Here is a 20,500-nt window from a genome sequence, read left to right as displayed (position 1 = left end):
CTCGGCCGTGCGACCATGGGGGGCATGGCCCCCCGCCCCGCCTCCGATGACACGCCGGCCGCCGGCCGTGTCGTCCTGCCTACGCTCTGCGGCAGACCGGTCGCGACCGATCGTGCACTCGTCATGGCGATCGTCAACCGCACCCCGGACTCGTTCTACGACCGCGGTGCTACGTTCGGCGACGAGGCGGCCATGGCGGCGGTCGACCGCGCTGTCGCCGAGGGCGCGGACCTCGTCGACGTCGGCGGAGTCAAGGCCGGCCCGGGTGCCGTGGTGGACAGCGAGGAGGAGATCCGGAGGGTGGTGCCGTTCGTGGAGGCCATCCGTTCGCGACACCCCGACCTGATGATCAGTATCGACACGTGGCGAAGTGAGGTGGCCCGACTCGCTTGCGGTGCGGGCGCAGACCTCGTAAACGACACGTGGGCGGGTGCCGATCCCGCACTGGTCGAGGTTGCCGCGGAACTGGGCGCCGGGATCGTTTGCTCCCACACCGGGGGTGCTGAGCCCCGCACCCGGCCGCACCGGGTTCGCTACGCGGACGTCGTCGCCGACGTCATCGACGAGGTCGTGCGGGCTGCCGATCATGCGGTGCGATTGGGGGTGCAGCCGGACTCGATCCTGATCGATCCGACCCACGATTTCGGGAAGAACACCTTTCACGGGCTCGAATTGTTGCGTCGTGTGGAAGATCTCGTTAAGAGCGGATGGCCCGTGCTGATGGCACTCAGCAACAAGGACTTCGTCGGGGAGACTTTGGGGGTGGAACTGGCCGAGAGGTTGGAGGGCACTCTCGCGGCGACTGCACTGGCGGCCGCCGGCGGTGTTCGCGTGTTTCGTGTTCATGAGGTTGCCCCGACCAGGCGTGTGGTCGACATGGTCGCCGCGATCATGGGTACCCGGCAACCCACGCGCACCGTACGGGGGTTGGCGTGAGCATCACCGAGGTTTCGAGCGTCTGGACGGATGCCAACAGTTGGGATCACCCCAGCTGGAGCATCGCCAAACTCGAGCGGGCAAAGGCGGGGCGCACGGTGTCGGTCGTGCTACCCGCACTCAATGAGGAGAAGACGGTCGCCGGGGTCGTCGGCACCATCGAGCCGCTGCTCGGTGGACTGGTCGATGAATTGATCGTGCTCGACTCCGGTTCGTGCGACGCGACGGCCGAGCGGGCCAGGGCGGCGGGGGCGACGGTCATCAGCCGTGAGGAGGCGGTACCGGGACTGCCGCCCGTCCCGGGCAAGGGCGAGGTGCTGTGGCGTTCGATGGCCGCGAGCACCGGCGACCTGATCGCGTTCGTCGACTCCGACCTCGTCGAACCCGATCCCGCCTTCGTTCCCAAGCTGCTCGGGCCGCTGCTCACCGTGAACGGGATCCACCTGGTCAAAGGTTACTATCGGCGTCCGCTGCGGGTGAGCGGTACCGAGGACGCCAACGGCGGCGGCCGGGTCACCGAATTGGTCGCCCGGCCCATGCTTGCGGCGCTACGTCCCGAGCTGACCTGTGTACTCCAACCCCTCGGCGGTGAGTACGCCGGGACCAGGGAACTGCTGTCGTCGGTGCCGTTCGCAGCGGGCTACGGCGTCGAGATCGGACTGCTTCTCGACACGTACGACCGCCTTGGGCTCGCCGCGATCGGGCAGGTCAATCTGGGTGTGCGCAAGCATCGCAACCGGCCGCTGTCCGAACTCGGCGTGATGAGCCGACAGATCATCGGCACGATGTTGCGCAGGTGCGGCGTGGAGGACAGTGGTGCCGGGCTGACACAGTTCGTCGCGGACGCCGACTCGTTCGTCCCGGCGCGTACCGATGTCTCGCTGGTCGACCGCCCACCCATGAGCACGGTCCGTCCGGTGTTCCGCCGCGAACCTGCCCGGGGCGTGCGTGTCGGTGGCTCATGACAGTATCGGGTCATGCTGACGGTCCTGCTGTACATGGTGATCATGGTGCTGGTCGGTGGCCTGCTCTACCTTGTTGTGAGCATGGTGTTCGGTCGTTCCGAGGAACTGCCACCGTTGCCCGCCGGCACGACCGCGACTGTGCTGCCCGCGGAAGGGGTCACCGGGGCTGACGTACGCGCGCTTCGGTTCCAACAGGCCGTGCGTGGGTACAAGGCAAGCGAGGTGGACTGGGCGCTCGAGCGTCTGGGGCAGGAGATCGACTCTCTGAGAGCCCAATTGGCCGATGGCATCGACGCGGGCGCCGGTGACGGTCCCGAGAACTCGGGGGAGTCGAACCATACTTCGAACCACGCGGAGTCGGAGTGATGAGCGAGGTTGCGGGGGATCGGTTTTCGGCGGTGTCGCCGGTGGATGGACGGACTCGCTGCCCATGGGCGGTCGACACCGACGGCTCGCGGATCTACAGCGACTACCACGATTTCGAGTGGGGGCAGCCGCTCCACGGTCGCGCCGCGCTGTTCGAGAAGCTCTCCCTCGAGGCATTCCAATCCGGGCTGTCGTGGATCACGATCCTGCGCAAACGAGAAGCGTTCCGTGAGGCTTTCGCGGGTTTCGACCCCGAGAGCGTGGCGGCGTTCACGGACGCCGATGTTGTTCGCTTGCTTGGCGACGCCCGGATCGTTCGCAACCGGGCGAAGATCGAGGCCGTCATCGGCAATGCCCGCGCGGTTCTCGATCTCGCCGACACCGACCTCGACAGGCTGCTGTGGTCGTTTGCACCACCACGCCGCGCACGGCGGTACGAACGGCTCGACGACGTGCCCGCGGTCACTGCGGAATCGAGGGCGATGGCCTCTGAGTTGAAGCGCCGTGGTTTCCGTTTCGTGGGCCCCACCACGGCGTATGCGCTCATGCAGGCCACCGGGATGGTTGACGACCACCTCGAATCCTGCTGGGTCGAGCCGCCTCGATGACGACGCCTGATTTGCGCGGTTTTTGGCTCCTAGCTACCCGGCGACCCGCTCGATAGGGAAGAATGGGCCAGAGAGCCTCGCCGAGTGCGTGCGGGGCACCCACGGTAACCCAAGGCGCTAGTGAATCCGGCGCAGATTTGGAGGGAGCAGAGGATGGCGGCCATGAAGCCCCGGACCGGGGACGGTCCCCTCGAGGCAACCAAAGAGGGACGAGGAATCGTCATGAGGGTTCCACTCGAGGGCGGCGGACGTCTGGTCGTCGAACTCACCCCGGAGGAAGCCGCGGCTCTCGGAGACGAGCTCAAGGGTGTGACCAGCTGACAGGGATCTACTCTGCGGCGTTGCGGCCGGGTCGACGCGTCGACCCGGCCGCCGCCTGTAGCTGACGATCCGTGCCGGCTGGACAGGCCGTGCCAGCTGATAAGCGGGCCAGCTGGCAGTCGTCCGTTTTCGGGAAAGGCGGCAGTACAGGTGCTTGCCGACGTGTGCGAGCTACTCGCGTGCCCCCAGTGCGGTGATGAACTGGACCTGCTCGACCGCGCACTGGTCTGTACGCGCGGCCATAGCTTTGACATCGCCCGTCAGGGTTACGTCACCCTGCTGACTGGGTCCGCGACGAAATTCACCGGCGATAGCCCCGAGATGATCGCGGCTCGCAGCGAATTCCTCGACTCGGGTCATTTCGATCCCCTGATGTCCGCGGTCGCCGATGCCGTCGTACTGACGGCCACGGAAGCTGGGTGCCCGGACAAACCGCGCCTCCTCGAGATTGGTTCCGGTACCGGTCACTATCTGGTGCGGGCGCTCGATGGGGTTCCAACGGCACATGGCATCGGTGTTGACCTTTCCAAACCGGCCGCGCGGCGACTGGCCCGCGCACATCCACGTGCCGCCGCAGTTGTCGCCGACGTCTGGCGGCAGCTACCGGTTCGCGACCAGGCCCTGACGCACGTGCTCTCGGTTTTCGCTCCGCGCAACGTTGCCGAGATCGACCGTGTACTCGCCGACGAAGGCACCCTCGTCATCCTCACGCCCACCGATCGACATCTTGTCGAACTCGTAGGCCGGCTCGGAATGGTCCGCGTCGACGAACGTAAGGTGGAGCGACTCGGCGAAACCGTGGCCGGTCGATTCGAACGCGTCAGGCGGACACCCGTGGAGATCCGGATGATGTTGTCGCACCGGGATGTCGAGAACATCGTTGGCATGGGTCCATCGGCCCGCCACCTCACCCCCGCAAAGCGGGCCGAGGCGATCGCAGCACTTCCCGAACCGTTTCCCGTGACCGCTTCGGTTGTGGTGTCAACCTATCGTCGGGTCGTTTCACCCGACTGAGGCGCCTGATCGTACCGTCGGCCGAGCCGACCGATTGTTCCCGTCGGCCGAGCCGACCAATTGTTCCCGTCGGCCGAGCCGACCGATTGTTCCCGTCGGCCGAGCCGACCAACTGTCACCGTCGACCGAGCACGTCGGCGTACACGTCGAGGGTCTGTCGGGCGATCCGAGACCACGAGAACTCTGCCGTGGCGCGTAGACGTCCTGCGCGGCCCATTGCCGCCGCTCGGCCGGAGTCGGTGGCCACCTCGTTCACGGCCGCCGCCAGTTCGCTTTCGAAGGCTTCCGTCTCGTACGAGTTGTAGTGGACCAACCGGCCGGTGGCGCCGTCCTGCACCACCTCCGGGATACCGCCGACGTCGGACGCAACGACCGCCGTCTCGCACGCCATGGCCTCGAGATTGACGATCCCTAACGGTTCGTACACCGATGGGCATACGAATACGGTTGCTGCGGAAAGGACTTCGCGAATCCTCTCGGTGGGGAGCATGTCGCGGATCCAGAAGACACCATCGCGTCGGGCCGCGAGTTGTGAGACGGCAGCCTCCGTCTCGGCCGCGAGTTCCGGGGTGTCCGGCGCGCCCGCGCACAACACCAGTTGGATCGAGGGGTCGAACTCGTGGGCCGCGGCGACGAGGTGGCTGAGCCCCTTCTGACGGGTGATCCGGCCGACGAACGCGACGATCGGGCGGTCCGGGTCGACGCTGTTCGACGCCAACAGCGATCGAGTGTCGGGTGCTGGTGGACCGGGATACCATGCGGCGGAGTCGATCCCGTTGTGTACCACATGGACTCGTGTGGGATCGATCGCCGGGTACGTGGACAGGACGTCGGCCTTCATGCCCTCGCTCACGGCGATGACGGCGTCAGCGTGCTCCATTGCGTTGCGCTCCGACCACGACGAGACGCGGTAGCCGCCTCCGAGCTGGTCGGCCTTCCACGGGCGCCGCGGCTCGAGGGAGTGCGCGGTCACGACGTGTGGGATGTCGTGCAGTTGGGCAGCCAGGTGGCCTGCGAGCCCCGTGTACCACGTGTGCGAGTGCGCCACGTCCGCCTCGGCCGTGGCGTGGGCCATCCGCAGCCCCGCCGAGAGCGTGAGGAGAGCCGGATTGGCGCCGGTCAGCGCGGGGTCGGGACCGTGGACGATGGCGCTATCGCGCGGCGCGCCCATGCAGTGCACGTCTACCTCGCACAGGCTGCGCAGGTGCGTGACCAACTCAGTGACGTGGACACCCGCACCGCCGTAGATCTCGGGTGGATATTCCTTCGTCATCATTGCGACCCGCACCGGCTAAACGTAACCGCAGGAACCCGTTCCGGCCAGCGGCGGGGGGCGTGTTCTCAGCGGTTCCAGAGGCCTGCAGCGCTGGCGGCGGTGGAAGGGGGCGGATAGGTTGACTGGTGTGAGGAGTCAGCCCCATGTGCTCGGGATCGTTCTCGCCGGAGGCGAGGGTAAGCGCCTGTACCCGCTCACTGCTGACCGGGCCAAACCCGCCGTCCCCTTCGGGGGTGCGTACCGGCTGATCGACTTCGTGCTCAGCAACCTCGTCAACGCAGGCTACCTGCGCATCTGTGTTCTCACTCAGTACAAGTCACACTCGCTCGACCGGCACATCTCGCAGACCTGGCGGTTGTCCGGGTTCGCAGGCGAGTACATCACCCCCGTGCCGGCACAGCAGCGACTCGGCCCGCGGTGGTACACGGGCAGCGCGGACGCCATCTTCCAGTCGCTCAATCTCGTCTACGACGAGGACCCGGAGTACATCGTCGTCTTCGGCGCCGATCACGTGTACCGCATGGATCCTGAGCAGATGGTGCAGCATCACATCGATTCGGGCGCCGGGGTGACTGTCGCCGGCATACGGGTCCCTCGCAGCGAGGCGTACGCGTTCGGCTGCATCGACAGCGACGAATCCGGTCATATCACCCAGTTCCTCGAGAAGCCCGTGCACCCACCGGGCACCCCCGACGACCCCAACGTGACGTTCGCGTCCATGGGTAACTATGTATTCACCACGAAGGTGCTCGTCGACGCGATCCGCGCCGACTCCGAGAACTCCGACTCCGACCACGACATGGGTGGGGACATCATTCCCGCTCTCGTCGAGGCGGGGGTCGCGTCGGTCTACGACTTCAAGAACAACGTTGTACCTGGGGCGATGGACCGCGATCGCGGGTACTGGCGCGACGTGGGAACCATCGACGCCTTCTACGACGCGCACATGGATCTCGTATCCGTCCACCCCGTGTTCAATCTCTACAACCGGCGGTGGCCCATCCGCGGCGGGGGCGAGAACCTCGCTCCCGCCAAGTTCGTCAAAGGCGGCCTGGCGCAGGAGTCCGTCGTCGGGGCGGGCTCGATCCTGTCGGCCGCCACAGTCCGGAATTCGGTTCTCAGTTCCAACGTCATGGTCGACGACGGTGCAACAGTCGAGGGCAGCGTCCTGATGCCCGGCGTCCGGGTCGGCAGAGGTGCCGTGGTGCGCCGCGCGATCCTCGACAAGAACGTCCTGGTGGGTGAGGGCGAGATCATCGGCGTCGACCTCGAACGAGACCGCCAGCGGTTCGCCGTCAGCAGTGGCGGTGTCGTGACGATCGGCAAAGGCGTCTGGATCTAGACCTCACAGGCGGGCGGCGCACAGCAGGCCGTCGCCCACGGGGAGCAGCGCGCGGGTGAGGCGATCGTCTTCGGCGATCGCACGCGCGGCGTCCCGGACCGCGACCGTGGCCGCGTCCCGCTGGCCGCGATCGGCGACACGGCCGCCGAGCAGTGCGTTGTGCAGCACTATCACGCCGCCCGGTCGCAGTAGTCGCACGCCCTCGCGTACGAAGTGCGGATGATCGGTCGGGGAGTTGTCGACAAACACCATGTCGTATGCCGAATCGGCGAGTCGTGGCAGCACGTCGAGCGCGCGCCCGTTGATCTGCCTGGTGCGGGAGGGGGAGATGCCTGAAGACCGAAACGCCTGCTTTGCCGCGCGCTGGTGCTCGGACTCGCTGTCGATCGTGGTGAGGACGCCGTCCTCTCGCATGCCGCGAAGCAACCACAGACTACTGACGCCGGCGCTCATTCCGACCTCGACCACGGCCTTCGCGTCAAGCATCTTGGTGAAGAGCGCGAGTGCGGCACCGACCGCGGGTGGCACCGGGGCGGCGCCGAGTTCGGTCGCACGATCGCGTGCCGTGGTCAGTTTCTCGTCCTCGGGGATCGTGTCCTCGGTGTGGGTGAGAATCCGTTCGACGTTGGTGTACACGCTGTAGAGGCTAGCCCTGCCGTGATCTGGAGTCGTCAAGGCTCGCTCGGGTGACATTCTCAGGTGCCGCTCAGGTTGTTCATAGTGCCCACATATCGGGGCACGACAAGGTTATGTGCAGCGCCGGACGACTAGACCGCACGGCGTGAAGATCACGTAGCCGATCTCAACGGACGGTGGCGGGAACAATTCCGTGCTTTCGGGAGTTGAACCTCAAACAATCCGATGTCTCGTGGTCCGCGGTCCTGAGTAGGAGGATCCACCCATCCACATGATCAACGCCGAACGCACGCTCCCCTTCACTGCCGATCGACCCGCCGAGGCGGGCACCGATTCAGACGTGTCCGCGGCCGGCACGGCCGCGTTCGACGCCACGGGTGACAAGTCCGCGATGCCCTCGTGGGACGAACTGGTCCGCGAGCACGGCGACCGGGTGTACCGGCTGGCCTACCGTCTGTCGGGTAACGCGCAGGACGCCGAGGACCTGACCCAGGACACATTCATCCGGGTCTTCCGCTCGCTGCAGAACTACCAGCCCGGGACGTTCGAGGGCTGGCTACACCGCATCACCACCAACCTGTTCCTGGACATGGTGCGCCGCCGCAACCGGATCCGGATGGAGGCGCTGCCCGAGGACTACGACCGCGTCCCCTCGGACTCGCCCAACCCTGAAGAGATCTACCACGATGCGAGGCTGGCGCCCGACCTGCAGTCGGCGCTCGACTCGCTGGCGCCCGAGTTTCGTGCAGCAGTCGTCCTTTGTGACATAGAAGGACTCTCCTACGAGGAGATCGGTGCCACACTGGGAGTCAAGCTGGGTACTGTGCGCAGCAGGATTCACCGTGGACGGCAGGCTCTGCGCGAGCACCTGGCTGCGAATGGCAAAGTTGATACCGAGCGGATCGGTATCGGCTATTGATTCAGGAGGGTTCGATGACGCAGGCGCGCAGACCTCGTCGGTTCGGCTCCACGGAGCACCTGGCGAGTGAGGCGATCGCCGCGTATGTCGACGGCGAGCTCGGCATGAACGCCTACGTGCGTGCCTCCCACCACCTGTCCTTGTGCCCTGACTGCGCGGCGGAGGTGGACACGCAGCAGCAGGCGAGAGTCGCGTTGCGCAGGGTCGCCGGGGACGTGTCGATGCCCAGTTCGCTACTCGGGCTCCTCAGCGACATCCCGCGGTGTCATCCCGACCAGGACCCTGCTCCGAGCCAGGGTGAGGTGCCGGGCATCATTTCTTTCGATCAGGGCGGCGACTCCGCTCGCCTTTGGCCGTTCCGCCGTCGTCGCTGACATGCCATCGGTATTGCTCTGACGTGCCGGCCGCATTGCTCTGACGTGCCGGCCGCATAGCTCTGACGTGCCGGCCGCATAGCTCTGACGTGCCGGCCGCATAGCTCTGACGTGCCGGCCGCATTGCTCTGACGTGCCGTCGGCATTGCTCTGACGTGCCGTCAGTGTTGCCGCGGGGTTGAATCGGCGATACTGGCAGGCGTGACTGACGCAGACGAGGGGGACCAGCGCGCGTGACGGCGGATTCGACAAATCCGGGAGCGGCGGGGGACGACGCCGCAGAATCGGCTCCGTCCACGGGACCGGATCGTACGGAGCAGTCCAGGTTGGCCCCACGCCCGGTCTACCGCCCGCACGTCGACCCGGCCACCCAGGAGGCGTTCGGTCGGCCGCCGACCGTGACCAGTTCTTTCGGTCCGCACACGGGAATGCCCGACCGGCCCGCCGTCCAAATCGGACGCCCCGACGCCGTCCTGGCAGAGGCCTTCGGCCGCCCAGAGGGCGAAGTGGACTCGCTTCAACGCGGACCCGAAGTCGATCCGGTTCTCTCCGAAGACCCGCCTGCAGCTGATCCGTGGCGTGACCCCGCCGCGCCCGTCCGGCTCGGTGCTCCGGCCGAGGGGCCTACCGCACCGCCACGGCAGCCGGACGCACCCAAACTGACTGTGCGGGAAGTGCTGTTCGGGGAACGCATCGAGCGCAAAGCACTCGCGGCCTTGGCGGCCATCGCTCTTGTGATCGGGCTGGTCGGCGGCTTGGTCGCGATAGCCGCGACGTCGGACCGGGGTTCTCTCACCAACAGGAACGTCACCCTCGCGCAGTCCGGGGGCAGCGATGACCTTCCAGACAGTCGGATCGCCGAGGTCGCGGACGCTGTGCTCCCGTCGGTGGTTTCGATTCAAGTGGCGGATGGCGACCAGTCCGGGACCGGGTCGGGCGTCGTCATCGACGGTGGCGGCTACATCGTCACCAACAACCATGTCATCTCGATGGCAGCAACCGATCCGGAGACCTCGACCATTCGGGTGACGTTCTCGGACGGCACCAAGGTGCCGGCGCAGATCGTGGGACGCGACACCAAGACGGATCTTGCAGTCCTGAAGACCGACGCGCAGAACCTCACCGTCGCCGAACTCGGTAGGTCGGCAGACGTCCGGGTGGGACAGGACGTTGTCGCCGTGGGTTCGCCTCTCGGGCTCACCAAGACCGTGACCCGTGGAATTGTCAGCGCGCTCAACCGGCCAGTGCGGCTGAGCGGCGAGGGCACCGACACCGACGCGGTCATCGACGCCGTACAGACCGATGCCGCGATCAACCCGGGTAATTCCGGAGGACCCCTGATCGACATGGATGGACGGGTCATCGGAATCAACTCCGCGATCCGCTCCGAGAGCGGCGGCTCGGTGGGGCTCGGATTCGCCATCCCCATCGATGACGTCACGACGGTGGCTCAGCAACTGATCCGAGACGGGGTAGTCCGCCACACGCAGATCGGGGTCAACACCCGTACCGTCATCAACGACGCCACCAGCGGTGCCGAGGTCGCGAATGTGCAGGCCGGTAGCCCTGCGGAGAAGGCGGGCATCGTCGAGGGCGACGTAATCGTGAAGGTCGGGGACCGGACCGTCGCCAGCTCGGACGAGCTGGTCGTCGCCGTCCATGACCAGGCGGTCGGCGAGCCGGTTCCGATCCAGCTGTTTCGCTCCGGGCGGCTGGTGGATCTGCAGGTCACGCCGACATCGGACTGACCGGACGCTCCGGTAGACAGACGTTCATGTGATATTCCGGATTGGCGCGAGCGCTTCTGGCTGCGACCACGTACCCTAGACGCGTGTTTGGCAACATCGGCTGGGGCGAGTTCATGGTGCTCCTCGTGGCGGCGCTTGTGATCCTGGGACCTGAGCGGCTGCCGGGTGCGGTCAGCTGGGTGACCAAGACCATGCGTCAAGTTCGCGACTACGCGAGCGGGGCAAGTAAGCAGATCAAGGATGAGCTGGGCCCCGAGTTCGAGGACCTGCGTAAACCGCTGTCCCAAATCAACGAGTTGCGCGGTATGACGCCGCGCGCGGTCATCACCAAGCATCTGCTCGACGGAGATGACTCGATCCTGACCGGCAACTTCGACAGCAAGCCGAGCACCAACGGCTCTGCGCCGGCTGCCTCGCCGGCTTCTGCTTCTTCCGGGGCTTCTGCTTCTGGGCCTTCTGCTTCTTCCGGGGCTTCGGCGCCCCCCCAGTCGAAGCCTCTCGCGTCGGGGGAACGTCCCCCGGTCGATCCCGACGCCACGTAGTCGCAGCGAGCGCCTGCTACAGGTGCCGGACGGTGTCGATTCCGAGGGACATTCCGGCCAAGCCGCGGGCCCGAACAGACAGCTTGTCAGCTATCTCCCGCAACGCGGTGCCGGCGGGCGAGTCGGGGGCGCCGAGCACGATCGGCATACCGACGTCGCCGCCCTCGCGGACCGCCTGCTCGAGCGGAATCTGGCCCAGCAGAGGAACGTCTGCGCCCACCGCGCGGGTGAGACGGTCGGCCACGGCCTGACCACCACCCGAACCGAAGACGTCCATGCGTGTGCCGTCGGGCAGTTCCATCCACGACATGTTCTCGACGACGCCGGCGATGCGCTGACGGGTCTGTAGCGCGATGGCACCGGCCCGCTCGGCGACCTCTGCGGCGGCCTGCTGCGGCGTGGTGACGACGAGGATCTCGGCGCCGGGAATGAGCTGGGCGACAGAAATGGCGACGTCACCGGTGCCAGGCGGCAGGTCGAGCAGGAGCACATCGAGGTCTCCCCAGAAGACGTCCGCCAGGAACTGCTGCAACGCGCGGTGCAGCATCGGCCCGCGCCACACCACCGGTGTGTTGCCCTGCGTGAACTGGGCGATGGAGATCAGCTTCACGTCGTGCGACTGCGGCGGCATGATCATCCGCTCGACCTGGGTCGGCTTGGCGTCGGTGCCGAGCATGCGTGGCACCGAGTGACCGTAGATGTCGGCGTCGAGCACTCCGACCGACAGTCCCTTCGCCGCCATCGCGGCCGCGAGGTTGACCGTGACGCTCGACTTTCCGACACCGCCTTTGCCGGACGCCACCGCATACACGCGGGTGAGCGATCCAGGCTGTGCGAACGGGATCACCGGTTCGGTGGAATCTCCGCGAAGCGAGCGGCGCAGTTCGGTCCGTTGTTCGTCGCTCATCACGTCGAGTTCGACGCGCACGGTTCCGGCGCCCTCGACGTCGGCGACGGCCTTGGTTACGCGTTGGGTGATCTCGGTCCGCAACGGGCAGCCGGCTGTGGTCAGGTAGATGCCGATGTCGACACTGCCGTCGCCACCGATATCGATGCTCTTGACCATGCCCAGTTCCGTGATGGGTTTACGAATCTCGGGGTCCTGCACCTTGGACAGTGCGGTGCGGACGGCGGTCTCGGTCAGGGCTGCCATACCCCCCATGGTAGGTGGCGCAGTGCGGGCCCGAATCAGGGAGTCGGACCGGCGTCCGGCGCAGGGGCGGGCGGAGGGCAGAAGATCAGGCACGGCAATTGCGGGAGTCCCGGTATCGGGAGTCCAGGTATGACGGGAAAAGGCATCGGCGCAGGAATCGGAGCCGGGGAGGGTGCAGCGTCCGGTGCCGCGGGCGAGGTCGTCGGCGCCGGGATCGTGGCCGCGACGTCCACTGCGTCGGCGAGGCGCTCCGGCGGCGAAGGTGTCATGGGTTCCGCCGGCGCGGCGGTGCCGGCGGCGTAGGCCTCAGACCACGCGAGCACGTTCGCCCGGTAGGCCGTCGAGTTGTTGTATCGAAGGACGGCACGTGACTGCTGTTCCGGATCACGCAGATCCAGGCCACCCGAGCACAGGTACCGGGCAGCGGAGAGGGAGGCGTCGAAGACGTTGTTCGGATCGGCGACGCCGTCATCGTTCCCGTCCGACGCATACCGTGCCCAGGTACTCGGAATGAACTGCATGGGGCCGACCGCACGGTCGTGGACCGGATCGCCGTCGAGGACCCCGAGATCGGTGTCGGTGATGATCTCGTTGCCGGCCAGGTGGCCGTCGAGGGTAGGCCCGAGGATCGGCGTCACGGTGGTTCCCGCCGCGTCGGTCCGTCCGCCACCGGCATGGCCGGACTCGATCTTCCCGATGCCGGCCAGAAGGTTCCAGGGCAGGCCACAACCCGGTTGCGTGCTCGTTGCCGCTTGTTCGGCAGCACGGTAGGCGTTGAGGACGATCTCCGGGATGCCGAGGGGGCCGACGACGACTGGAACGGGAACGGCGTGGGGTTCTGCGCGCGAGGGTGACGGGCCATCGGAGGCCGCCACCGATTTGGCGGAGCGCAGTTGACGCTCTGGTCGTGGTGCCGCGGGAACCAGTCCGACCGTCGGGATCAGTGCCGCCTGCCCGGCCGTGGCCGCCGCGGCGGGGGTCGTCGCGTGCGACGTCGACCCTGCGGCGAGGGTGTCGAACACGCCTCCCGTGGATGACGCTGTCGTCACGAATCCGGTAAGAACAACGGCGAACATACTGAGAACCCCACGGGCATGCACTCCCTCAACCCCTCCTTGCAGAAGCTTGCATCCACAGTCACGCAACACATTCCGAGCGTTCTGCGGGAATATCTCTGCGATGTTCGAACACGTTACCTATCGGTGACGTGTCGTGCGGTTACTTCCTGCCGGTCGGCGATTTCGGGCCGGCAGCGGAGTCGGGCTCGTCCTCGCCGCCCTCCCGAACGGCGAGCAACTGGCGGATGTCGTCGAGTTCGCGTCTGAGGTAGTCGCGGGTCGCCACCTCGCCGACGGCCAACCGAAGGGCCGCCAGTTCACGCGCGAGGAACTCGGTGTCGGCCTTGGTCTGCGCCGCGCGTGCCCGGTCCTCCTCGAGCGAAACCCGGTCCCGGTTCTCCTGCCGGTTCTGGGCCAGCAGGATCAGGGGGGCGGCGTACGCGGCCTGCGTCGAGAAGGCGAGGTTCAGCAAGATGAACGGATAGGGATCCCACTGCAGCCTCACCGCGAACACGTTGAGGGCGACCCACACCACCACGACCACGGTCTGCATCAGCAGATAGCGTCCGGTGCCGAGGAATCGAGCGATGCTCTCGCTGACCCGGCCGACGGCCTCGACGTCGATGTGGAATCGCAGGCCCCGTGTGCCGCGGGGGGTCTCGAGGCGCTGGCGACCGTTGAGTTCACTCATCGTCGGACTCCTCCTCGCGCCAGTCTTCGGGCAGGAGGTGGTCGAGGACGTCGTCAACGGTTACGGCCCCGAGTAGGTGGCGCTCGTCGTCCACGACCGGTGCACACACCAAGTTGTAGGTGGCGAAGTAGCGCGTAATCGTTGCGAGCGAGTCCTCGGGGTCGAGACGGGGGAGGCCGTCGTCGAGGATGCCGCCGACTAGGCTCGCGGGCGGCTCGCGCAGAAGCCGTTGCAGGTGGACGCATCCGAGATATCGTCCGGTCGGGGTCGCCGTGGGGGGCCGGACCACGAAGACCATGCTGGCGAGGGCCGGCGTCAAATCGGCGTTGCGGGCCCGGGCGAGGGCCTCGGCAACGGTCGTCGACGGAGTGAGCACCACGGGTTGGGGCGTCATCAGCCCGCCCGCGGTGTCCGGCGAGTGTTCGAGCAAGCGGCGGACCGGTTCGGAATCCTCTGGGTCCATCAGCTGCAGCAGCGATTCGGCGTCCGTCTCGGGCAGCCCGCCCAGCACGTCCGCGGCATCATCGGGATCCATCGCCTCGAGCACGTCGGCAGCACGTTCGACCTCGAGGTGCAGCAGCAGGTCGGTCTGGTCGTCGGCGGGCAGTTCCTGCACCACGTCGGCCAGGCGTTCGTCGTCCAGCGCCAGCGCCACCTCGTGGCGACGCTTTTCCGGCAGTTCGCGCATCGCGTGTGCCACGTCCGCAGCGCGCATGCCCTCGAACTGCATGAGCAGTTGGGAGACGCCCTGGCCGGGCATCGCGAGCGCGGTAGAGGTCAACCCGTGCACGTGCTGCCAATCCACGACGTGGATCGCCGAACGGCGGCCGAGCCGACTGCGAGAGGCGCGGACCGCGACGCGGGAGACGACCCAGTCCCGGGTGCGGGTCAATTCGATACCCAGATCCACGATGACGACGTCGGATCCGATCACCTCGACGACCTCGGGGTCGTCGGTGGTGACGCGGGAGTCGAGGACCTGGGCGAGGGCGAGTACCTCGGTCGGGCGCTGATCGAACCGGCGCAGACTCACATTGCCCGTCTTGAGGGTCACTGAGCCCGGCTCGATCGCGGTGACCCGCAGCATCGGCACGAAAATCCTTTTGCGCGTGAACATTTCGATAACCAGGCCGAGGACCCGCGGCGGCTGACGGCCGACCCGAATCGTCAGCACCACGTCGCGGACGCGACCGATCGACTCGCCGTCGGGTCCGAGAACCACCAGGCCGGCGAGCCTGGCTGCGAATACCTTGTTCACAGCTGCCATGATGAAAAGGCTAAGTCCTTGTCTGGTGATCCACTGAATTTGGAGGCTTGTCGACCATGTCTTCTCGTTTGCGGCCGCGCCGGTCAGTACTGGCTGTGCCCGGTTCCAGCCGCAAGATGATCGACAAGGCGAAGGGGTTGCCGGCCGACGAGATCTTCCTCGATCTCGAGGATGCAGTCGCGCCGATCGCGAAGGCCGAGGCGCGGGAGCGCATCGTCGACGCGCTGAACGAGGACGGTTGGGGCGACCAGATCAAGGTGGTGCGGGTCAACGACTGGACCACCGAATGGACCCATGTCGACGTTGCGACCGTCGTCGGTGGCGCGGGTGGGAATCTCGACGCGATCCTGCTTCCGAAGGTCTCCGACGCCAGCCACGTCCAGGCCCTCGATCTCCTGTTGACGCAGATCGAGAAGGCCGCCGGACTCGAGGTGGGGCGCATCGGTATCGAACCGCAGATCGAGAACGCGATCGGACTGACGAACATCGACGCCATCGCGACTGCGAGCCCGCGCGTGCAAACGCTCGTGTTCGGTCCGGCGGATTTCATGGCGAGTATCAACATGCGGACACTCGTCGTGGGCGAACAACCCGAGGGCTACGACCGCGGTGACGCCTACCACCACATTCTGATGACGATCCTGATGGCCGCGCGTGCGCACGATCTGCAGGCCATCGACGGTCCCTATCTTCAGATCCGCGATGTCGAAGCTTTCCGCCGCTCCGCGCAGCGCACCGCGGCGCTCGGCTTCGATGGCAAGTGGGTGCTCCATCCCACCCAGATCGATACTGCCAACGAGGTATTCAGCCCGCGGCAGGAGGACTTCGACCAGGCCGAGTTGATCCTCGACGCCTACGAGTTCCACACGTCCGCGGCCGGCGGCGCGCGTGGTGCCGTGATGCTCGGCGACGAGATGATCGACGAGGCGAGCCGGAAGATGGCGCTGGTCATCTCGGCGAAGGGTCGGGCCGCGGGTATGAGTCGAACCTCTCGTTTCACTCCTCCGTCGAACGGGTAGGCGGGCACGCCCAGGGGCGGGCACAATTGATAGCAGGACAGACGATCGGTAGAACCGGGCACATCACGCACCGCGAGCAGGAGAGACGAAGACGATGACGAACCCACTCTCACAGCCGAGTCGTCCCGGTCGGGGGCTTCCCACGCCACCTACCGGCTGGCCCATCGGTTCGTACTCGACCTACGCCGAGGCCCAGCGCGCTGTCGACTACTTGTCCGACCAACAGTTCTCGGTCCAGGACGTGACGATCGTCGGCGTCGACCTCATGCAGGTCGAACGAGTCCTGGGGCGCCTGACTTGGGCCAAAGTCATTGGCGGTGGGATTGTTTCGGGTGCATGGTTGGGCGTGTTCTTCGGTCTGCTGCTGGGTATCTTCACGGGCGGACTCCTCGGGCCGCTACTCGTCGGCATCGTGGGCGGAATCGTCTTCGGGCTGATCTCGACGACCATCCCGTACGCGGCAACCCGTGGTACGCGGGACTTCTCGTCCACCATGCAACTGGTCGCCACTCGCTATGACGTGCTCTGCGATCCCAAGACGGCGGAGTCCGGACGTGACATGCTGGCCCGACTCGCGCTCTGACTCGGCCGAGGTTCCGATCGAATCGGTTCGGGCGCTGGGGCGTTCGAGGCCTGGTTCGCGGGGACGTCCGGTTCGTCCGCAGTAGGTAACGGTCGGCACGGCCACCCTGGGGACCCGTCCCGCCGCGGGTGTTAGATGGATGCGTGACTGACAGTGTTGTCCCCGCCGTACGTGCACACCTCGACCGGCATATCGGTGGACCCGAGCCGACCGCAGCCTCGGTGACCTTCCTGGGCCTCGAACCCATCGACGTCCTGTACTACCGCGGCGCAGATGACGCGCCGGTGCGCTACGCGACCTTGGGCTGCTCACGACACCCGATGGGTGATCCGAGCGAGATGGTCGCCGACCCCACGCGCGGGCCCCGGGCGGAGCTGGTCCTGGCCCTCGCCGGGGGCGCGGGAGTCGCTTCAGGCGTGCACAAGACGCTCGCTGTTCTCGCGGCCGCGCCGTCGGTCGAGGGTGTGGTCCTGAAGCCGGACGGGCTGATCGACCTGGGCGAGCCGCTGTGGAAGGGAGCGCCGTTCACCGCGGTGCTGCTCGGCACGAGCGAGATCCCCGACCTGGCCCTTCCCGATCCGCTCGAGCCTGTGCAGTTCCTCGAGGTAGCGCCGTTGACCGGCACCGAAGCGGCCTGGGTGCGAGTGCGCGGAGCCGGCGCGCTCCGTGAGGCGTGGGCCGAGGCCGGGATCGACATCCGGGATCCTGCCCGCGGTGCCGCAACGCTCTGACAAGCGACGGCGCAGACAAGCCACGGCGCACCGGGCCGTGACCTGCCACACTGGACCGGTGCGTATCGATCTCCACACCCACTCGACCGCGTCGGACGGAACCGATAGCCCCACGGAACTGGTACAGGCAGCGGTCAGGGCCGATGTGGACGTGCTCGCGATCACCGACCACGACACCACCGCCGGCTGGGCAGAGGCGGCCGCGGCATTGCCCAGTGGGCTCCGGTTGGTCCGCGGCATGGAGATGTCGTGCGAGGGCAGGGATGAGGATGGGCGTCCCGTCGCCGTGCACCTGCTGGCCTACCTGTTCGACCCGACCGCGCGCGAGTTCGCGAACGAACGGGAGCGACTGCGGGGTGAACGGGTCGCTCGACTGCGTGCAATGGCGACGAAGATGGCCGCCGACGGGTTGCCGATCGACTTCGACGCGGTGATGGCCGACGCCGGGCAGGTGGTCGGACGCCCGCACCTGGCGCGCGCGCTCGTGGAGGCCGGGGTCGTCTCGAGCGTTGATGAGGCGTTCGCCGGTCCTCTCTCCGTGCGCAGCCCCTACTACGTCGAGAAAGAGGACACCCCCCTCGAACGAGCGGTCGAGATGGTCAATGCGGCAGGCGGAGTGAGCGTCATCGCCCACGCTCGGGCACGTTCGCGCGGGCGACTGGTTGCACTCGACAGCATTCGCGAACTCGCCGACCGCGGGCTCGCCGGTCTCGAGGTCGATCACCCGGACCACGGCGGGAGCGACGTTGATCTCTTGCGATCGCTCGCGACTGAGTTGGATCTGATCGTCACCGGGTCGTCGGACTACCACGGGACGAACAAGACGATCGAGCTCGGCCAGTACACCACGGCTCCGGAGTCGTTCGACGCGATCGTGGCGCGCGCATCGGGCGTGCCCGTGCTGTCGGCCCCGCCAGGTGACGCGATGACTGTCGAGGACGGAACGGCAGTCGAGGACGGGACGACACAGGAGGCGACCGGTGACCTACGACGGATACGGTGACGAGCCTCGGCAGTGGGGTGACGAGCCTCGGCAGTGGCTGGACTCGTGGACAGTACGGGCACTGCGCGGGCTGTCCGGTATCGCGGCCGGTGGTGTCGTGGCCGCGACAATCGCCGTCGTAGTCGTCGCGTACCTGGCGGCGAGTCGGGACTTCCCGGGACCGGGCACCGACACGATCACCGCACACGTGGTCTCGAGCATCGTCGCGGTGGGTCTGCAGATCGCAGCCGATCGCCTCCGCGGGGGTGCGTCCATGCTCGCATCGATGGCAGTTCTCGTGGCTACCACTTTGCTGCTTTGGACGCAGTGGTGGTCGTGACCCACGGCTGTAACGAATCCAGCTCGATGGTGTGAGTCGTTCCGGGCATGCCGGGTGCATCCTCACAGGTAGGCGAGGTTTTTCGTGAGGGTGGGACCGATCTGACGGATTTGATTCCGGTCCCCTGATGGTGCAAACTTACTGCACTCTCGCGTCGGTGCTACCGCCCTTCGCGGGAGCTTCCAGGTGGCAGAACCTGTGCCAGGGCCCACCCTGCCCGGCGCCGTCACGCTCCGGCAGTAGTGCAGCCAATCGCGCGCCCCGGTAGCTGCAACCGAAGCAGTCCTGTGTTCAGAAGTGCCTGGGTCGATTTCACCTCGTCGATCCGGTTACTCCGTAGTAACCAGGACCCGAGTGAGTCCGGCATCTAGAGGAGTGTCATCGTGTCCACTGTGTCTGAAGCTTCCGTTACGCCAAAGGTCGAGATAACCGACGAGGATATTTTCGCGGGTCACGTCGGTGGCAAGCTGTCGGTGGAGACCACCGCCCCCCTCGATTCCCAGCGTGCGTTGTCGATCGCGTACACGCCTGGCGTCGCGCAAGTCAGCCGAGCGATCCATGCCGACGACACTCTCGCCGATCGCTACACGTGGACCAACCGCCTTGTCGTCGTCGTCAGTGACGGCTCGGCCGTCCTCGGGCTCGGCGACATCGGTGCCCGTGCCTCGCTGCCGGTCATGGAGGGCAAGTCGGCGCTGTTCAAGAACTTCGCCGACCTCAACTCCATCCCGCTCGTACTCGACACCAAGGATCCGGACGAGATCGTCGAGACCCTGGTTCGGCTGCGTCCGAGTTTCGGCGCAGTCAACCTCGAGGACATCTCGGCGCCGCGTTGCTTCGAGATCGAGCGGCGCGTCATCGAGGCGCTCGACTGCCCGGTCATGCACGACGACCAGCACGGCACCGCTATCGTCGCGCTCGCCGCGTTGCGCGGTGCAGCCAAGGTTCGGGGCCGTGACATCGAGGGTCTGCGAGTGGTGATCTCCGGCGCCGGTGCTGCCGGTGTCGCTTGCGCCAACATCCTGCTCGCTGCCGGGGTCTACGACGTCACCGTGCTCGACTCGAAGGGCGTTCTCTCGTCGGATCGCGGCGACCTCAACGAGATCAAGGCGGACCTCGCTGCTCGGACCAACCCCACCGGCCGCACGGGCGGGATCGTCGAAGCACTCAATGGTGCCGATGTGTTCCTGGGTGTGTCCGCAGGCACGGTGCCCGAGGAGATCATCGCGACCATGGCCTCCGATGCGATCATCTTCGCGATGTCCAACCCGGATCCGGAGATCCACCCGGACATCGCTCGCAAGTACGCGTCGATCGTCGCCACCGGCCGCAGCGACTTCCCGAACCAGATCAACAACGTGCTGGCGTTCCCGGGCGTCTTCAAGGGCGCACTGGACGCCGGTGCCCGCCGGATCACCGAAGGCATGAAGCTCGCGGCAGCCGACGCGATCCTGTCGGTCCTCGGCGACGAACTCGCGGCCGACAAGATCGTCCCGAGCCCACTCGATCCGCGGGTCGCCCCAGCGGTCGCTGCGGCCGTTGCGCAGGCCGCGAAGGATGAGGGTGTCACCGCGTCGTAGTCGGTAGTCCTTCGTCCCTGGGAAATAGTCTCTGGGGAATGGTCCTTGG

Annotated in this window: 23 protein-coding genes; 17 read left to right on the top strand and 6 right to left on the bottom strand. The window is 66.7% G+C overall.

The genetic code is table 11. The features are described 5' to 3' along the window. Positions 1-24 precede the first annotated feature (24 nt). The 6 genes from folP (at position 25) to EF834_RS01175 (ending at position 4,210) form a co-directional block, all read left to right on the top strand. Positions 25-936 (top strand): dihydropteroate synthase, encoded by a 912-nt coding sequence (gene folP, locus EF834_RS01200; RefSeq protein ID WP_127944803.1) that lies wholly within the window; start codon positions 25-27, stop codon positions 934-936. Further along, positions 933-1,901 carry a glucosyl-3-phosphoglycerate synthase gene (locus EF834_RS01195; RefSeq protein WP_127944800.1) on the top strand — a complete coding sequence of 323 codons (969 nt, stop codon included), beginning with the start codon at positions 933-935 and terminating at the stop codon, positions 1,899-1,901. The genes folP and EF834_RS01195 overlap by 4 nt, the downstream gene beginning before the upstream one ends. A gap of 12 nt (positions 1,902-1,913) precedes the next feature. Beyond that, entirely contained in the window at positions 1,914-2,267 is a 354-nt protein-coding gene (locus tag EF834_RS01190; RefSeq protein ID WP_127944797.1) for a DivIVA domain-containing protein, read from the top strand. Beyond that, positions 2,267-2,875 carry a DNA-3-methyladenine glycosylase I gene (locus tag EF834_RS01185; RefSeq protein WP_127944795.1) on the top strand — a complete coding sequence of 203 codons (609 nt, stop codon included), beginning with the start codon at positions 2,267-2,269 and terminating at the stop codon, positions 2,873-2,875. Before EF834_RS01190 ends, EF834_RS01185 begins: the two co-directional genes overlap by 1 nt. A gap of 153 nt (positions 2,876-3,028) precedes the next feature. Further along, the gene (locus EF834_RS01180; protein ID WP_003931055.1) at positions 3,029-3,196 is read left to right on the top strand and encodes a DUF3117 domain-containing protein; all 168 of its coding nucleotides are present in this window, start codon (positions 3,029-3,031) and stop codon (positions 3,194-3,196) included. A 150-nt stretch (positions 3,197-3,346) separates the two neighbouring features. Continuing rightward, on the top strand, positions 3,347-4,210 hold the full coding sequence (locus tag EF834_RS01175) for a putative RNA methyltransferase (protein ID WP_127944791.1): 864 nt from the start codon (positions 3,347-3,349) through the stop codon (positions 4,208-4,210). Positions 4,211-4,325: 115 nt separating this feature from the next. Here the strand turns inward: EF834_RS01175 and glgA are convergent, their stop codons facing one another. Next, complete coding sequence (glgA, locus tag EF834_RS01170; protein WP_127944788.1) at positions 4,326-5,498, bottom strand: glycogen synthase; 1,173 nt, start codon at positions 5,496-5,498, stop codon at positions 4,326-4,328. Positions 5,499-5,613: 115 nt separating this feature from the next. Here glgA and glgC point away from each other — a divergent pair, with 115 nt between their 5' ends. Beyond that, positions 5,614-6,828, top strand: a complete 1,215-nt coding sequence (gene glgC, locus EF834_RS01165) for a glucose-1-phosphate adenylyltransferase (RefSeq protein ID WP_127944785.1) — start codon at positions 5,614-5,616, stop codon at positions 6,826-6,828. Positions 6,829-6,831: 3 nt separating this feature from the next. On the opposite strand, the gene EF834_RS01160 is transcribed toward glgC, so the two are convergent. Beyond that, on the bottom strand, positions 6,832-7,464 hold the full coding sequence (locus EF834_RS01160; protein ID WP_127944782.1) for an O-methyltransferase: 633 nt from the start codon (positions 7,462-7,464) through the stop codon (positions 6,832-6,834). Positions 7,465-7,735: 271 nt separating this feature from the next. On the opposite strand from EF834_RS01160, the gene sigE reads away from it, so the two are divergent. The 4 genes from sigE to tatB all read left to right on the top strand — a co-directional run bounded on the left by sigE (position 7,736) and on the right by tatB (position 11,047). After that, positions 7,736-8,383, top strand: a complete 648-nt coding sequence (sigE, locus tag EF834_RS01155) for an RNA polymerase sigma factor SigE (RefSeq protein ID WP_127944780.1) — start codon at positions 7,736-7,738, stop codon at positions 8,381-8,383. A 14-nt stretch (positions 8,384-8,397) separates the two neighbouring features. Then, positions 8,398-8,757, top strand: coding sequence for a zf-HC2 domain-containing protein (locus EF834_RS01150; RefSeq protein ID WP_127944777.1), 360 nt, complete (start codon positions 8,398-8,400; stop codon positions 8,755-8,757). Between the two features lie 233 nt (positions 8,758-8,990). Further along, positions 8,991-10,505 carry a S1C family serine protease gene (locus EF834_RS01145; RefSeq protein ID WP_127944774.1) on the top strand — a complete coding sequence of 505 codons (1,515 nt, stop codon included), beginning with the start codon at positions 8,991-8,993 and terminating at the stop codon, positions 10,503-10,505. A gap of 83 nt (positions 10,506-10,588) precedes the next feature. Next, the gene (tatB, locus tag EF834_RS01140; protein ID WP_127944771.1) at positions 10,589-11,047 is read left to right on the top strand and encodes a Sec-independent protein translocase protein TatB; all 459 of its coding nucleotides are present in this window, start codon (positions 10,589-10,591) and stop codon (positions 11,045-11,047) included. A gap of 16 nt (positions 11,048-11,063) precedes the next feature. Here the strand turns inward: tatB and EF834_RS01135 are convergent, their stop codons facing one another. From EF834_RS01135 to EF834_RS01120, 4 genes are all read right to left on the bottom strand, one after another. Further along, complete coding sequence (locus EF834_RS01135) at positions 11,064-12,200, bottom strand: Mrp/NBP35 family ATP-binding protein (protein ID WP_127944768.1); 1,137 nt, start codon at positions 12,198-12,200, stop codon at positions 11,064-11,066. 35 nt (positions 12,201-12,235) lie between these two features. Beyond that, a complete protein-coding gene (locus EF834_RS01130; RefSeq protein ID WP_206615151.1) occupies positions 12,236-13,276 on the bottom strand; it encodes a lytic transglycosylase domain-containing protein in 1,041 nt (346 codons plus the stop codon). Positions 13,277-13,418: 142 nt separating this feature from the next. Beyond that, positions 13,419-13,949, bottom strand: coding sequence for a DUF1003 domain-containing protein (locus EF834_RS01125; RefSeq protein WP_127944763.1), 531 nt, complete (start codon positions 13,947-13,949; stop codon positions 13,419-13,421). Further along, positions 13,942-15,216 (bottom strand): magnesium transporter MgtE N-terminal domain-containing protein, encoded by a 1,275-nt coding sequence (locus tag EF834_RS01120; protein ID WP_127944760.1) that lies wholly within the window; start codon positions 15,214-15,216, stop codon positions 13,942-13,944. Before EF834_RS01120 ends, EF834_RS01125 begins: the two co-directional genes overlap by 8 nt. A 56-nt stretch (positions 15,217-15,272) precedes the next feature. Between EF834_RS01120 and EF834_RS01115 the strand changes: the two genes are divergently transcribed. The 6 genes from EF834_RS01115 to EF834_RS01090 all read left to right on the top strand — a co-directional run bounded on the left by EF834_RS01115 (position 15,273) and on the right by EF834_RS01090 (position 20,451). Continuing rightward, entirely contained in the window at positions 15,273-16,235 is a 963-nt protein-coding gene (locus tag EF834_RS01115; RefSeq protein ID WP_127944756.1) for an HpcH/HpaI aldolase/citrate lyase family protein, read from the top strand. Between the two features lie 94 nt (positions 16,236-16,329). Next, positions 16,330-16,818 carry a general stress protein gene (locus tag EF834_RS01110; RefSeq protein ID WP_127944753.1) on the top strand — a complete coding sequence of 163 codons (489 nt, stop codon included), beginning with the start codon at positions 16,330-16,332 and terminating at the stop codon, positions 16,816-16,818. Positions 16,819-16,961: 143 nt separating this feature from the next. Further along, positions 16,962-17,549, top strand: coding sequence for a suppressor of fused domain protein (locus tag EF834_RS01105; protein ID WP_127944750.1), 588 nt, complete (start codon positions 16,962-16,964; stop codon positions 17,547-17,549). Between the two features lie 58 nt (positions 17,550-17,607). Continuing rightward, on the top strand, positions 17,608-18,552 hold the full coding sequence (locus EF834_RS01100) for a PHP domain-containing protein (RefSeq protein WP_127944747.1): 945 nt from the start codon (positions 17,608-17,610) through the stop codon (positions 18,550-18,552). Further along, complete coding sequence (locus EF834_RS01095) at positions 18,530-18,871, top strand: hypothetical protein (protein WP_235870944.1); 342 nt, start codon at positions 18,530-18,532, stop codon at positions 18,869-18,871. Before EF834_RS01100 ends, EF834_RS01095 begins: the two co-directional genes overlap by 23 nt. Before the next feature lie 383 nt (positions 18,872-19,254). After that, complete coding sequence (locus tag EF834_RS01090; protein ID WP_127944744.1) at positions 19,255-20,451, top strand: NAD(P)-dependent malic enzyme; 1,197 nt, start codon at positions 19,255-19,257, stop codon at positions 20,449-20,451. Positions 20,452-20,500 lie beyond the last annotated feature (49 nt).

The sequence above is a fragment of the Rhodococcus spongiicola genome, from assembly GCF_004011835.1.
GTDB lineage: Bacteria > Actinomycetota > Actinomycetes > Mycobacteriales > Mycobacteriaceae > Prescottella > Prescottella spongiicola.
This window is presented reverse-complemented; position numbering and strand designations above follow the sequence as displayed.

Excerpts from the sequence above, each read along its gene's own strand:
- sigE (WP_127944780.1), top strand. The coding sequence starts at position 7,736 with ATGATCAACGCCGAACGCACGCTCCCCTTCACTGCCGATCGACCCGCC.
- EF834_RS01190 (WP_127944797.1), top strand. The coding sequence starts at position 1,914 with ATGCTGACGGTCCTGCTGTACATGGTGATCATGGTGCTGGTCGGTGGC.
- EF834_RS01115 (WP_127944756.1), top strand. The coding sequence starts at position 15,273 with ATGTCTTCTCGTTTGCGGCCGCGCCGGTCAGTACTGGCTGTGCCCGGT.
- EF834_RS01130 (WP_206615151.1), bottom strand. The coding sequence starts at position 13,276 with ATGTTCGCCGTTGTTCTTACCGGATTCGTGACGACAGCGTCATCCACG.
- EF834_RS01185 (WP_127944795.1), top strand. The coding sequence starts at position 2,267 with ATGAGCGAGGTTGCGGGGGATCGGTTTTCGGCGGTGTCGCCGGTGGAT.
- EF834_RS01125 (WP_127944763.1), bottom strand. The coding sequence starts at position 13,949 with ATGAGTGAACTCAACGGTCGCCAGCGCCTCGAGACCCCCCGCGGCACA.
- EF834_RS01135 (WP_127944768.1), bottom strand. The coding sequence starts at position 12,200 with ATGGCAGCCCTGACCGAGACCGCCGTCCGCACCGCACTGTCCAAGGTG.
- EF834_RS01180 (WP_003931055.1), top strand. The coding sequence starts at position 3,029 with ATGGCGGCCATGAAGCCCCGGACCGGGGACGGTCCCCTCGAGGCAACC.
- EF834_RS01110 (WP_127944753.1), top strand. The coding sequence starts at position 16,330 with ATGACGAACCCACTCTCACAGCCGAGTCGTCCCGGTCGGGGGCTTCCC.
- folP (WP_127944803.1), top strand. The coding sequence starts at position 25 with ATGGCCCCCCGCCCCGCCTCCGATGACACGCCGGCCGCCGGCCGTGTC.
- EF834_RS01150 (WP_127944777.1), top strand. The coding sequence starts at position 8,398 with ATGACGCAGGCGCGCAGACCTCGTCGGTTCGGCTCCACGGAGCACCTG.
- EF834_RS01120 (WP_127944760.1), bottom strand. The coding sequence starts at position 15,216 with ATGGCAGCTGTGAACAAGGTATTCGCAGCCAGGCTCGCCGGCCTGGTG.